At 60.9% G+C, this 13,437-nt stretch carries 9 protein-coding genes and 2 pseudogenes; 1 reads left to right on the top strand and 10 read right to left on the bottom strand.

Annotated features, from left to right (window positions below; translation table 11 throughout):
• Nucleotides 1–293: 293 nt before the first annotated feature.
• The 5 genes from GA0061098_RS21565 to amoC all read right to left on the bottom strand — a co-directional run bounded on the left by GA0061098_RS21565 (nt 294) and on the right by amoC (nt 6,264).
• The gene (locus tag GA0061098_RS21565; protein WP_091960633.1) at nt 294–2,228 is read right to left on the bottom strand and encodes a CopD family protein; all 1,935 of its coding nucleotides are present in this window, start codon (nt 2,226–2,228) and stop codon (nt 294–296) included.
• The gene (locus GA0061098_RS21560; RefSeq protein ID WP_165637511.1) at nt 2,228–3,205 is read right to left on the bottom strand and encodes a copper resistance CopC family protein; all 978 of its coding nucleotides are present in this window, start codon (nt 3,203–3,205) and stop codon (nt 2,228–2,230) included. The genes GA0061098_RS21565 and GA0061098_RS21560 overlap by 1 nt, the downstream gene beginning before the upstream one ends.
• Nucleotides 3,206–3,237: 32 nt before the next feature.
• Complete coding sequence (amoB, locus tag GA0061098_RS21555; RefSeq protein WP_091960626.1) at nt 3,238–4,485, bottom strand: bacterial ammonia monooxygenase, subunit AmoB; 1,248 nt, start codon at nt 4,483–4,485, stop codon at nt 3,238–3,240.
• Between the two features lie 25 nt (nt 4,486–4,510).
• The gene (locus GA0061098_RS21550) at nt 4,511–5,332 is read right to left on the bottom strand and encodes a methane monooxygenase/ammonia monooxygenase subunit A (protein WP_165637510.1); all 822 of its coding nucleotides are present in this window, start codon (nt 5,330–5,332) and stop codon (nt 4,511–4,513) included.
• A gap of 155 nt (nt 5,333–5,487) precedes the next feature.
• Nucleotides 5,488–6,264 carry a bacterial ammonia monooxygenase, subunit AmoC gene (gene amoC, locus GA0061098_RS21545; RefSeq protein ID WP_091960618.1) on the bottom strand — a complete coding sequence of 259 codons (777 nt, stop codon included), beginning with the start codon at nt 6,262–6,264 and terminating at the stop codon, nt 5,488–5,490.
• Between the two features lie 1,681 nt (nt 6,265–7,945).
• On the opposite strand from amoC, the gene GA0061098_RS21540 reads away from it, so the two are divergent.
• A complete protein-coding gene (locus tag GA0061098_RS21540) occupies nt 7,946–8,761 on the top strand; it encodes a YopT-type cysteine protease domain-containing protein (protein ID WP_091960614.1) in 816 nt (271 codons plus the stop codon).
• A gap of 257 nt (nt 8,762–9,018) precedes the next feature.
• On the opposite strand, the pseudogene GA0061098_RS46220 reads toward GA0061098_RS21540, so the two are convergent.
• The 5 genes and pseudogenes from GA0061098_RS46220 to GA0061098_RS21515 all read right to left on the bottom strand — a co-directional run.
• Nucleotides 9,019–9,150, bottom strand: a pseudogene (locus GA0061098_RS46220) (IS3 family transposase); the annotation flags it as partial.
• Nucleotides 9,131–9,579: pseudogene (locus GA0061098_RS21530) on the bottom strand (beta/alpha barrel domain-containing protein); the annotation flags it as partial. The pseudogenes GA0061098_RS46220 and GA0061098_RS21530, both read right to left, overlap by 20 nt.
• Before the next feature lie 97 nt (nt 9,580–9,676).
• The gene (locus GA0061098_RS21525; protein ID WP_091961155.1) at nt 9,677–10,579 is read right to left on the bottom strand and encodes a terpene synthase family protein; all 903 of its coding nucleotides are present in this window, start codon (nt 10,577–10,579) and stop codon (nt 9,677–9,679) included.
• Complete coding sequence (locus GA0061098_RS21520; RefSeq protein WP_091960608.1) at nt 10,576–12,126, bottom strand: hypothetical protein; 1,551 nt, start codon at nt 12,124–12,126, stop codon at nt 10,576–10,578. The genes GA0061098_RS21525 and GA0061098_RS21520 overlap by 4 nt, the downstream gene beginning before the upstream one ends.
• 288 nt (nt 12,127–12,414) lie before the next feature.
• Nucleotides 12,415–13,413, bottom strand: coding sequence for a polyprenyl synthetase family protein (locus GA0061098_RS21515; RefSeq protein WP_165637530.1), 999 nt, complete (start codon nt 13,411–13,413; stop codon nt 12,415–12,417).
• Nucleotides 13,414–13,437 lie beyond the last annotated feature (24 nt).

Raw genomic sequence — 13,437 nt, 5'->3', positions numbered from 1 at the left:
GCGCTAACGACGATCACTCGGGGGCTGATACGGGACGGCGAGGTGAGATACTCTTCTTCTGACACTGATCCTCCATCCGAGTGCCCCAAAAGAGCTACCGCCTGCTTGTCGACGCAGAATCTGCTCGCTACTATGATCATGGCTCGTCCCGGCCTGCGATCTTGCTGGCACTAGACCTGTCGCCGCGACAAATGATCGATTGAAACTCGTGTGGGGACTGCGCTCGGCGAGAGCATTGATCGCGAGTGCGATCAGCGGGAGCCAGACAGCAGTGAGGGCGCGCGGCCCGGACGCTAATGGTCATGAACGCCTCTCTTGTTGATCTCCGGTTCAGCTTGGAGCTGCGTAAATGCGTCGACCAGTTGCGAATGCGATGCTAATCTCTCCGTCTCGTCCGAACGCCAGCGTGCGCGCACGTATCCGAATCTGTCGATAAGAAACTCGATTATCGCTGGAGGCGAATCGTTGTCATCGAAGCCGGGGTTCGCCATTGTGCGCCGATAGAGATTCCACGCAGCGGCAATGCGATGGTCTATGTCGAACACGATGCAGGGATTTCCTGACTCCCTTGGAGATGGGAACTCCTCGGAGGGAGACGGCATCACCGCGACGATCATTCCGCCTGCTTGCTCGATGGCGCGCGCGTGTTGCGTCAACTGATCTAGGCGCTGCGTTCGGATGCCATCTCGGAAGATCAACACAAGTTTTGAGCGCCCATCGCTCCTATCTTTCAACTTCTCTCTCGGCTCAACGCCGCGGCACGTCGGAAAGTCGATCGCGTGAAGCCACGGCTGCCCCGCCGATATTTCGGGACCAAGAACTCTTGCTTCATAGCCAAGCGATAGAGCCATCACGTACTCGACCACTCGCCACCTGTCCAACTCCGACAGACTTTCGGCAAAGCCCGGCATCGCCGAGGATGGGAAGCCATGGCTCACCCACCAGTACATGTCTCCCATCGTATGGTCTCTCGTGTGCGGAGCAGTGAGATCGGCGGGCGGCGGCTTCAAATCTTTTGCCAACGGGCCGTCTCCCCTACCCCTCAGGCCGTGGCAAGCTACGCAATTAGCAGCGAATACGTCCCGCCCCTGGGCAATCGCTTGGGCGTCATACGGCACCGGAACCTTTGAGTAGGTCGAAGGATACGCGGGAACTGACAACCCGGGCAGTGCGACAGCCCCTGCGATGCCAAGTCCAGCAACAGCGGCGAGAGTCGCCCACCGCCATCTTCCCATACGGCCGAGCTCAAATGCGGCAATACTCCCAACTAACAGAGCAATGCAGCCGCCAATGGCCAGAACGTTACTTCCCGGTACGGTCCCCCAAGCGACGACTGGATCCAGACGGAACGAAAGCGGCCAGACTATCTCGACGTGCCTCGATGGAATGGCCTGAGACAGGCAGCCTGCAAGTAGCGTGACCAGAAATGCGAAGGCTAGCTCGATCTTCAAGACCATCGCGAGTGGCTGAGTTGCCCCTTCGGTCTTTAGCAAGGGCAATAGCCTCTGTCTGATAAACGCCGCGCAGATCAGGACCGTGCCGATGCAGGCGAACTTTCCCGTCAGGAGCCAGCCATATTCGGTCGCCACCAAACCCGGCCAAGTCCCCACGTTTTCGATTGCTAGAGCTACTCCGGTTGCGACCACGAGCAATATGAGCGGCAGCGCGACCGTCGAAAAGCCGCTCAGGAGCCTAGATTTACTTTCGGGCCTCTCCGCTGCCTGGCGAGCCATCGCGACGACGAGGGTTGACAGTCCTCCGAACCAGAGGGCCGCCACAGCAACATGGATCATATTGATCGCGAGGTCTGCTATAGTGCCGCTGGCCGCCGAGTGACTCGAGAACAATCCCACCAGCAACGATAGCCCGCTGAAACTCGCGGCAAGACTTGGCTTATGAAGAGGTCGCAAGCTCGCAAATCCGACTAGCAAAAACCCAAGCGCCGCGACCTGAGCTCTCCCGAACCGCGTGTCAAAAATAATGAAGAGCATGTCGCTGGAGCTGACAGCTAAGACCGGCTTGCCAAGGACGGCGCCGATCCGAGCCGTTAAATACAAGAGATCGAGGACGAGTCCTACGGACGCAGCGATGGAAGCTATCGTCGTGAAGCGCGACCGAGTGCCGCTTTCAAGACCCTCGCGCCACAGTGCCAACCCCCAGCAGAGTCCGGCGAAAGCTGCCGTGGAGGCGAAGGCAGTCCCTCGCGCAAGTGAGAGGACCGTTTCCATCAAGGTTCTCGGTAGAGAAATTTAAATTTGCCTTCCGTGCGATGCCCATCAATCGAGACAACGCTCCAACTGACGGTATAGAGCCCAGCAAATAGATGAGGTAACGAAACATTCACGATTCGCCCGTTGCCGCTTAGCACGGGCTGCGAAAGCCCTGACACGGATTTATTATCGCGAGAAAGGGCGACATTGATGAGCCGCTGTTCGAGCGCTTCAGTGAAGTACAGGACGATCGGGTCGATCGGAGCTGAAATTTCGCTGCCATCTTGCGGCGTCGATCGAATGAGATGCGCATGAGCGAGTACCGCGCTTGGCATTCCGATCAGCACGGCCATCAGGACGAGCACGAACCTTTTCATCGAATCAACTCGCCTCTGCCTGTGGTTCGCCGAGGATAGCTCCCGCCCGATCGAGTATCGCCGCCGTGCCCACAGAAACGTTCCCACGGCGCCTGACACTATGACCAGGCACCACGCCAGAAGACGTATCAGACTCCAGCTTCGCCCCACATCGAATGGGAAGTTTGCCACGCTTTGCCCACGCCCCTCGATCGCCACTACGCCGACGTATCTGCCGGCTTTCTCGAAATTGACCTCGATCTTTATCGTTCCGTTCGGATACTTCCTTGGTGGAATGTAGAGGATGCTGGATGATGTGTCTGTCATTTCCATCCTTTGTACGCCGTCATCTCTAGCCAGGTTCACGCTTACCGGGATGTCTCGAAGGGACTCGTCGACGAAATCGAGAACAATGATCGTTCGCCCGACCTCCGGTATGTCCTCACAAAATTCGGCTCTCGAGCTCTGCGGCTGATAGCCAGTAAAATGCATGAAGTAGCTGTCCACTTTCAGCTTGCATTGGTCAGCCTCCATGGACACCGCTCCGTGCGCATGACCTTCGCGGACGGCAACGAAAGCGCCGAGCGCCATCACAAGGACGGCCGGGAACGCCCCTCTTCCGCTCGCGGTCGTCCGCAACTGACCTCGTCGCGACATTCGCGCACCCAAGATTACTTGAGTTCGGTGAATACGGGCACGATTGGTCCGCCCATCTCCGCTATGACGCGTTTCCCACTCGGAGTGTAGAGGAGCAACAACCCGCCGAACTTGGAGTCGACGTCGGTGAGGAAGCTAACAAGGCGCTCCAATTCCCACACGGCGTCCGTTGCCTCGACGCGCAGCTCTCTCGTCTCACCAGGATTTATCGGCGTATCACTACTGAGCTCAAGCCCTGTGCGTGCGACGAGATCCCTTGGGTAGGTTGGATCTACGTTGGCTACTGCCGCTGGGAGCCCCTGATTGAGGAAGCGGATGTTTGCGGTCGTAAGCTCGCCGATTGAGAGAGGTTCTGACCCTTTGTTCGTTATCCTGGTCGCTAACCTCATCGAACGGCCCGGCACCTCATAGGTGGCCGATATGACCTTGACCTCTGCGTCAGCAGGGCTTGCCGGGCGCGGCGCGACCTTATTCAACCCGCTCTGGAGGGGCACATTATATGGATATTCCTGATTGGCTCGGACATAGCCGCCGAAGACCATGCCGAGAACGATCGCCGCCACTATAATCCCGGCCCCGGTGTCCCTCAACGAAACCAACAAATCCTCCCTGCCCTTCTGCAGAACAAGCCATCGAGGCAAAAACAGTGGACGAACCAACCAGAACAACAACCAAGCCGCAGCCACGGCCAGCCAAGCCACATGCCATCCGATCGCATTAGTCAGCCCGAACGTCTGCAAGTCATCGATCTGCAGTCCAGTCATAGTCTTGATCGGAAACGCGAACGAATGCGCATCACCCGAGATGTTTATCCACTGCCCCGGTCCCACCAGAGGGCCAGATCCCTTGATCGAGATCGAGGGATGGATGTGGCTGCTGCCCGGTGTACGCCCCTCAAGAACCATTCGAAAATCGTAGTCGCGGCCAAGTTCCAGCTTAGCGAAAGACTGCCTCGCTGGCTCACCGTTGAGGTATGTTTCCACCCTGGCAATTGTTGGTCCGGGCGATACGCTCGATACGAAAACAATATCCGGTGGAGTAACCGCGTCCGGCCAGTCCTCCATCAACCTGAATTTTCCCGTTAGCTCGAACCGCTCGTTCACCTTCACGTCAGTTTTGGAAAAGTGGACATCGTAGAACTGTACCGTCCGGGTCCTCAAGTATGGCTCCTGAGCACGTTCGCCGTGAGCGGCTGCGATAGACACTCCGGCAGTAAAGGCAACAACCCAACCGGCAGCGAGTTTTATAAGTTTCGCCAACATACCCGTGTTCCCTGTGCTTATTCGCTTAGGACGCTCGCCTGCTTTTCATACCCATGAAGGATTTGACGACATCGCCGTTCTTGAGGAACGTCGTCTGGGACGCAAAACGCCCAAGCTGCCACCAAAGTTGGTGCATGAATATGCAGATGAAGCCCGCGAACGCCGCCGACACCCAACTAACCGAGCTACCGAAAGTCCGGAGCGTACCGCGCTCGATGATACGCAGATACTCAGGCATGTTCGAACGCGGAAATGTGTAACCGATCATGTCGGCCAACGATGCGACCATTCCTTGGTGCTCGACTGGGAGATAGAACGGAGCCAAAGCGGAATAATTCGATGGCCAGAATACGAATCCGAACGCAAAGCCCGCGAAGATGGATGTGAACAGGCTATTGCGAAGGACGATTAAGGCCATATCCATCAACAATGCGCCCGCGATCACCTGTGACGGCACACCTTCCGTGAACGGGAAGCCTGTCCATATCCACCAATTCGCGTAACGTCCGAGCCACGTGGTGATCAGCAACACTGTCGCGCCCACGGTCGCGCCGATGGGCAAACGGAAGTTGACCCAGAAGATCGCCTGCAGGGCAGCAGGAAACATGATCATGGAGATGGGCGCGACAAGGGGCCAATATTGCCGGTCTTTCCAGTCGACATACATGTCCCAATCACCGACCGTGAGCATCACGTGGAGATGGAATGCTCCCGCAAAGAGGGGCACCACCGCCGCCACGACCAAGAAGTCGAATATGCGCGAGTATCTTGCTGCCTTGGGGGTTAGGCCGGAGACAGAAATGACCGTCTCACCCTTGGGGTTAACTTTCCTTTTCGGAATCGCCACTGCATCTATGTCGGTAATTTGAGGTGACTCCTCTCCCTAGGGTTTAGTGCTCTTCCCGGACTGGGATCGCTGTCCGGGTAAAGGCTGTTGGCTGGTATTGTTGTCGCACGGCTTCCCGCACCGCGATTTTCCAACGTGTAGCAGACGTGCGTTCGTCACGCGCTCGCTGCATCCTGCTTGAATACAATCGGAACGAGTTCTCTAAATCGTCCGACGATCTGCATCAGGACGCCCGCCAGGGCGAGTGCGCACCATCCGAGAACCACGAAACCCCAATGCAGCGGGTGGGAGAAGATTTCCTCGGTGAGCCAGTAAGCGTGCCCCCATTCGTTGAAACCGAGATTCGGCAAAATGAGGAAAGGCCCCACTACGGCGAAGACATGCATGAGCGAGATCCCCCTGCAGAAGGCCGGAATGCGGGTCATTGCGTAAACAAAGCTGCCTACGCCAAAGAAGAGATAGATTGGAATGGTCGCATAGAACAGAATTATGTGGCTGGGAGTAAATGGCGTGTCTCTGAGGGTCGTCTGATGCCAGACTCCATCTCCATCGGCGAAGAAGCTGCCTGTCCAGAAAATGCAGAAGCTGTACACGACGAGCCACATGGTCAGATAGAAGTAACTGCGCAACTCGACCTCGGGCGTGATGGCCTCAATGTTCTTGTCACGCGTCAGGAAGAGATAGGTCCAGCAGAGCGCACCCGCGCCATACAAGACCGGCAATTCGATCTTGAAGAGCGTCATCCAGTATTCGTCAAATTCAGGTGAACTCGCATCGAGTCCCATGGAGAAACCAAAAGCCTGCTGATACAGCCGCGCGCAGATGTAGAGGATCGTCAGCGCAACGATCGCGAACGCGAACAATCCGTAGTTTATGCTAAAGGTCTTGGTGCCCGTGACATTCGGTGTGCGACCTAACGCAGCGTCAGACATTATTCCCCCTCAGTTTTGTCCTAGTACCTCGATACTGAGATTTTGTTTGATCGGTTTGGATTCCAAGACGGGTAGCTGCTCAGGAGGGACCAGCACTTCGACCTGCGCGGCGATCCGGCCGACGCCCGATGAAGCTCGCGCGTTCGGGCGGCAACACCATGTTGGTGGACGAAGTTGCCAAGCCCTCGTACCAATGTACCGACGTTGAAGCATTATTCTGGATACGCTGGCCGAAAATGAGTGCATATCCAAGTCGGGCATCAGTGCGCTTTCCAGAAATATTTATCCTACCGTGCGGGCACGCCGAGGACGTTCTCCTTAACGATTCGGAGCTGCCTTCGAAGTCGAACAGTGGACCGGCGCCCAGAACAAAGGTCCGCCTGTCGTGGAACGTCGCTCGACCGTGAGGCCGGCATCGTGAGCTGCATCGAATTAGGGACTGCTCTAATTGAGCACGTAAGCGGTGTTCCGAAAATGGCCGGCCGGTCGATTACCATGCGGGAGCGGGCTCCCTGTTGCATATCTACTCCACCTGCCAAGCTACGCCCCGACCGCTTTAGAGAGCGTGAAAAACAAGCGGACGACCTCGGACCGAACTGGAGGCTCTGTATGGCTCCACGGAGCTCGATCGGCCCCCTTGCTCCAACCTACTTAGCACCGGCTACATGGCTTGGGCAGCTACCAAATCAGGTAGTACAGAGCACACCAGAGCCTCGCGATCGCAGCTTGCGCCAACTGCCAAAAATCATAATTGATCTGGTATCTCGACACAGAGGTTTTGACTAATTGGTTTTGGATTTCCAAGGCCGGTAGCTGCTCAGGAGGAACCAGCACTTCGATGCTGCGTGGCGCCCCGGGCTGGGGCCTGATGTGGCCCGCGCGTTCGCGACGAAGGTCACGGCAGCAGCGTGTCTATGTACGGGGTGCGCGTAGATCGACGTCCGCTGCGTTTCGGTCGTGACCAATTCGCTCTTCGCAGCGCACGGTCGATGGGCCAACTTCAGACATGCTACGTGGTAGTCTTAGTCGACCGTTAAGAAGCCGGATTGAGCTGAGTTGGACAGTTGAGCGTGCGTGGCGTCCCCTTAGCGAGGGCCGCGACAAGGTCGGACGGGGCCACGCGATCTATCAATATAATTGCGCTTTCGAGGCTGTCGCGAAATAGAAACGGGCCGCTCACGCGGCCCGCTCCTCGTTGACCTTCAGTCCATGCAGAAAATCTGCCGCGCGTTGCACGTGCGATGAGGCCGTGAAGACCGGTCTTAGCGCTTCAAACCGCTGCAGGCTGCGCCTCGCGCTCGGCTTGCGCAGCGATCTTCGCAAGCGGATGATGGAAATAATGCTCGTCCATCGCGCGGCGCATAGCCGGCGACGATGCTTTATCGGCCGAGGGCTTGCAGAACGCCCTGTGGGCGCTCGGCGGCGTGCCGCGATGACATCGCAGCGATAGCCTGTCACTGTCGTTCCGGAATCCGGCAGCCGACGCGCGGGAGGATCTGACACAGCTCGCTACGCCGCGCCGCATCAGACATTGTCAGAAGTCCGACAAAGGAACGCTTTCTAAGCTGGACAACAGCTGCCCGTCAGCTCCCCATCAGCTTGTCTGGGTATCCTCGCAGCAGGGCCTAAGCAGCCCGAACTGATGCGTGGAGACTAGCGCAGCACAGAAAGGTGAATCGTCGTGTATGATCGAATCAGTGGCTCATCCACATGCACTAGACAAGCTGACGAACCGAGTCAGTCGGTGGATAGCGGCAGCTTTACGGAAACACTTGCAGATCTCGCGCCTCAGTGGAGCTCACAACCGGGGGAGTTGCCTGACAAGATGGGGGCCTGCTGCGGCAAGCCACATACCTCGGATGCAAACGTTCAAACTTCTAGCGCCTCCGACCCCAGTACATCCTCTCCAGAGAGTCCGGCCACCTCCTTGTTTGAATACAGAACGGCCGACCTGCGTGATGCGAATGTAGACGGCATCTGCGTTGGACTGACTGCGGAGTGGTTTCGCAATCTTAACAACAGCCCATCAACCCGAATGAGTGCGCTCACACCCGGATCGCAAACGCACGCCTCAGCGGCTGAACGGCAGCAGCAATATCAAAATCTCAAGGATCAGTTGCGGAGCAGGGGAGCAGGATCTTCTCAGGCCGACCTTCAGGCACAAAATACCATTTTGGAGGACGCAGGCTTGGAACCGGCTGGAAAAGAGAAGAGATTTGCATTCGGCAAGTCTTCGAATATCAAGCGCATGGTGAACGAAATCAACGAAGATGGATCGAACCATTTGCTCAGCTTGTATTTCGCCGAAGGCGGCGCACACACAGTGGCGACGTCGGCCTCGAATGGAAGGACCACGGTTTTCGACCCTAACTATGGAGAATTTACTGTTCGATCAGATCCGGACCAGATGGCGTCATTGTTACAAAGCCTCGCTAATCGTTACAAGAATCCCAACGGGCAGCATTTATCGACAATCACGACGCAAAGGATGCAGTGAGTTGGGCCTTCAGGCCGGTGGTGATTGACGACTTCTGTGAAGGCGCGGATGTGTCGGCCGGTGGTCGCGGCGTCGGGGGCCAAATCTGCGGCGGATAGCCGGCTGCGTGCCGGCTGGCGAGTGTGCCGGCATCGAAAGCGGGGGCGCCGGCCCCCGCTATCCATGACGGCCGGCACAAAGCAGTTCTGTTTCGGAATGACCGCCCTTCTCTCAACTGACGTCGCTCAGAAACAATTGCTGCGGCGACAAATGATCAGCCCCTCACGGCGCATCAGCACCAGCAGACGACGGTAGCCGAACGGGCGGCGGATCGCCGTCAGTTCGCGCAGACGGGCACGTACGAGAGCATCGTCGGCTCGCCGGCCGCGATAGCGCACCGATGCGCGATCTGAGTCCATCGGCCTCCAGCGCATCCACCGCCCGGCGCGCCAGGTCCAGGCCGTCGGCCTCGCGCAGTTGCGCGGCGCCGATATTGGCCAGCAGGTCTCTGAGGCCAGGCGGCGCAGCGCGCGCGTTAGCCCCTGGGAGTTGTGGGGTTGCAGACTTCACGCGCTGCGAACCGACGCCCATGGCTATCCCCAAGGATTGCGCTGCCTCGCTCAGATGCCGGTTAATGGCCTCGGCGCGTGGCATGCCGCCGGTCATGGAGCTGATCAGCAGCGGCGCGTGCATGGTCTTGCCCAGCAGCGAGGCGCGCAGGTCGATTTGCGTGAGGCCCAACCCGGCAATGCGTAGTGCTCGCAGCCGGCTGCGACCGTGGCCGGGGCCGCGCGCCGATCCAGCAAGGTGTCCAGATGGTCGTCCTTGCGCGGGGCCAGGGCGGCGTCGCTCCTGCTCGCTCCATCCGTCGCATCGGGCGACGGCGTTGCGTCGGATCGGACCGCGGCAGCGCGCACGCCGCCGCCTCCCGCGCGTTCAGGCCGGCGCACGCTGCCCGCCCCCCGCAGAGTCGCTGCGGTAGCGGCTGGCCGAGGTCTGGTAGTACTGCGCGCGGATGGCCGCCATGGCCTCGATCAACGGTCCCCACGGCGCCGGAAAGCGTTCTTCCGCTATCACCCGGTGCAGCATGCGCGTATAGCCGGCCAGCTCGTCGTTGAGGAACTCTACCACAGGCATAGCTGGATAGCGCTGCAGCAGCAGGATCGCCGCGTTGTCGGCCTCGCCGGCCCACCTGTCCTTGTCGCGTCCATGCAGATCGTTCTGAAGGCGCCCTATCGCGGAGATGAGCCGCAGGACCTGGCGAAAGGCCGGACGCGCGCGCAAGGTCGCCATGTCCAGCCCCCACAGCAACGACAGGCAACAGAACACGTTCGCGTAGGCGATCGAATCGATGCCGTTGTGCAGGTACTCGGCGTAGGACCAGCGTTCCGCCCCTGCCGCCTGCGCGTGTCCGGCGCGCAGCGCCGCGCAGTAGCACCGGGTATCGTCGAGAAGCTGAGCATAGTCGCGACGATCGAAGGCGAGCGCGGCCAGCGAGGCGCGCAGCACAGCGCAGCCCTCGAATCCGGGGAGCGCGCACGGCTCGCCCTGCCGCAGCGCCTGTTCCACCGCGGCGAGCTGCTCCGGCGCGATCAGGCCAAGGTCGTTGCAATCGTCGAGCCAGAACAGCAGCGCCAGTTCGCGATAGAACGCCACGATCAGCGTTTCGTCCTGCGGATCGCGACCGGTGCGGGCGCTGGTGTCGCGCAGGCTCGGATGGATGCGCTGCAGGATGTACTGGCCGCCCCTGACCGCTTCCACGGCATGCTCGTCGGCGAACCCGGTCAGGGAACGCCCCCACTCCAGCACCTGCTGCAGCGCGCGTTCGGTCTGGATCACGGCGCCGCTCCTGCTCCCTCGGCCAGGACGCGCCGCCCCCAACGATGCGCCAGCCACAATCCGGCGAGTTCGGCCACGCGCACGACCCGAGTGGGGCAATACAGTTCCTTGCCGATCCACAGCGGCGTCTGCGGCAATGCATGCGCCGCATGGCGGGCGAGCATCCACTCCAGCGCACGCGCCACCACCTGCGCGATGCGCCGGCGCTCTGTCGCCTCTTCGCTCCAGTCCATCACGTGTAACGCGAACAGCGCATAGGCGGTTTCCTCGAACGTGGACGCGCGACCGGCGCCCCAGCCGCCGTCGTCACGCTGCGCCTGCAGCAGCGCCGACAGGGCACGCTCGTCGCGCCACTGGGGCTTGCCTTGCGCCAGCGCAGCGACCGCATGCGCGGTGGGATACAGCCACGAAACGTGCCATTTTTCGTTGTGCCATATACCGTGCGGGTTGCGATTGGCCTCGACGTAGGCGCTGGTGCCGGCGGCGGGCTTTCCCAACAGTCGCAACGCATGCAGGGCGTGGATGTTGGTCGACACCGACGCATTGCGCTCGCCGGGGAAGGTGACGAACAGCTCCCCGAATTCGAAATGGCGCAACGCATCGACCGTCGGGTCGCGACCTGCAAGGTGCAGGACGCACAAGGCAACGGCGGTGTCGTCCGCATCAGCCGCGAAATGCAAGGCCGGGCCCAGACCGCGCACACCCAGGCGGGCGTCGAGCTGCGCGACAATCACGCGGACTGCCTCGGCGAGCGCGGGATGCGCGAACAGCCCGGCCAGATGCAGGGTGTACAGCGACCAGCATGGCTCGAACACATTGATCGGCCAGACGTTGGGAAGGACCCCTTCGATGCCGCTGCGCGTCGCCCGCGATGCCATCTGTAGATACGCAGCGGCGCGCCCGACCTGTAGCGTGCTCCCCCGTGTCACGGCGTGCGCACGCCACGCGGCAGTGGCCGCCGGACTGATGCCGATGCTGCCGTCGTCATCCGAGCATGCGCTGGTAGGCGACGTCCCCCAGGCCTCCCAGGAGTGCAGCCACGGATGGCCGCTCGGTAACATCGCCACCGCTCCCAGCTTGACCAGGCATGCTTGCCGCAACGGCAACAGCGCTGGATGGCGCGGAAACGCTACGCCACCCAGTAAGGATGCGGCCTCACCGCAAAGCTGCGGCAGGATCAGCTCCGCGCCGATCGGCGCGTCTTCCGGCACCGCATGCGCATAGGGATCGGGCTGGCGCTGGAGGAACCGGGTTGCAGCCTGGGCTGCGTGGGCAGCACCGGGAAGAGGATCGGCACGCTGCAATGCCAGTAACGCTGCCCACGTGGGCGCATGGCGGAACAGCGGGAAGTCCGCGCTTCCCCATCCGCCGTCGGCCTGTTGCTGCGCGATGAGCCACGCGTATGCGTCCTGCCGACCGGTGACGTTGCCGTGGAAGCGCAGCGCCCGCGCCGTGTCGTAGACAGACGGACCGACGCTGCCGCCATCGCTCATTTCGCTCAGCAGGCCGCGCAATTCGGAAAGGATCTGTTCGGACAGCGCGTTCACGCGGGATGTTCCTTTTGCAGACGGTCGACGAGAACCGGGATCGGGCAGACGCCACGCATGTCGCCACAGGGCCGTCGCATAGGCAGCGCCGAACGGCCGCCCTGCTCCGGCGCGGCGAGCTCCCCGATGCTGGCGCCGGTCCGCCGCGTAGGCTTGCGCGCAGGGCGCCGCGTGCGCCGCAGCGGGCAACCGCCGCGACCGGCACCGCCACTCGGACAACGTGCAGCGTGTACCTCTGTCGCCGATCGTTCGCTGCGGCACGGGGCGCCTCCATGCGGACGGGCGCGCTCATGCGCATGGCGCGTGCTTGAACAGATACGCGTTGGCCCGCTGTAGGAGTTGCGCCAACCGTTCAGCACGCGGCCCCAGCGGCGCGATGGCATTCCCGGCATCGCGCAACAGATCCAGCGCGAACTGGCGTGCTGCCTGCAGGCCCATGATCGACGCGCAGGTCGGCTTCTGCGCCGCCGCGTCCTTGCCGGGGGTCTTGCCTAGCGTCGCGGTATCCGCTGTCACGTCGAGAATGTCGTCGATCACCTGCAACGCCAGGCCGAAACAGGCGCTGTAGTGATCGAGCGCACAGTACAGCGCAGCGTGCGCGGCATTCTCCGCGAGAGCGCATAGCGCGCCCATGCGAACGGACGCGCGCACTAGCGCTCCGCTCTTCATCTGGTGCATCGCGACGATCCTGTCCAGCTCGACGTGCTTTCCAACCAGCGACAGATCCTTGGCCTGCCCGCCTGCGGCACCCTCGGCTGACACCGCCTGCGCCAGTTCGCGTACGAGCGCGATACGGCTGTCGCCCGGCGCATCCAGGCTCGCCAGGGTCAGGAAGGCGTGCGCCTGCAGCGCATCGCCGACCAGGATCGCAGTAGCTTCGCCGAACTTGACGTGCACGGTCGGAAGGCCGCGGCGAAGCACGTCGTCATCCATCGCGGGCAGATCGTCGTGGACCAAGGTACAGGCGTGCATCATCTCGATGGCGGCGCCGACGTCATCGAGCATGTGCGCCGGCGCGTCGGCCAGTGTGCCGGCAGCCAGACATAGCAAGGCGCGGGTGCGCTTCCCGCCATGCAAGGTGGCGTAGCGCATCGCCGCCATCAGCTCGGTCTCACCGTCATGTTCGGCGCAGAGAAGACGCGCCAGCACCTGTTCGACCCGGTTTGCACCCTCGTGCATCCAGATCTCGGGCAGCAGCCCGCCGGATGCGCCGCGCGCCTGCGCGCCCAATCCGCCGAGCGCGGAATCACCAGTTCTGTCATCCTGTGGCGTAGAACCGGTCTGCATGTTGTTCATGTCCTTGTCCCTGAC

The sequence above is a fragment of the Bradyrhizobium shewense genome (assembly GCF_900094605.1).
Classification (GTDB): Bacteria; Pseudomonadota; Alphaproteobacteria; order Rhizobiales; family Xanthobacteraceae; genus Bradyrhizobium; species Bradyrhizobium shewense.
The sequence above is the reverse complement of the archived record's forward strand: the minus strand, read 5'-3'. Positions and strand labels throughout refer to the sequence as shown.

What these genes read in the sequence shown, in the direction of transcription:
- GA0061098_RS21565 (WP_091960633.1), bottom strand. Translation starts at nt 2,228, where the DNA reads ATGGAAACGGTCCTCTCACTTGCGCGAGGGACTGCCTTCGCCTCCACG.
- amoB (WP_091960626.1), bottom strand. Translation starts at nt 4,485, where the DNA reads ATGTTGGCGAAACTTATAAAACTCGCTGCCGGTTGGGTTGTTGCCTTT.
- amoC (WP_091960618.1), bottom strand. Translation starts at nt 6,264, where the DNA reads ATGTCTGACGCTGCGTTAGGTCGCACACCGAATGTCACGGGCACCAAG.
- GA0061098_RS21515 (WP_165637530.1), bottom strand. Translation starts at nt 13,413, where the DNA reads ATGCAGACCGGTTCTACGCCACAGGATGACAGAACTGGTGATTCCGCG.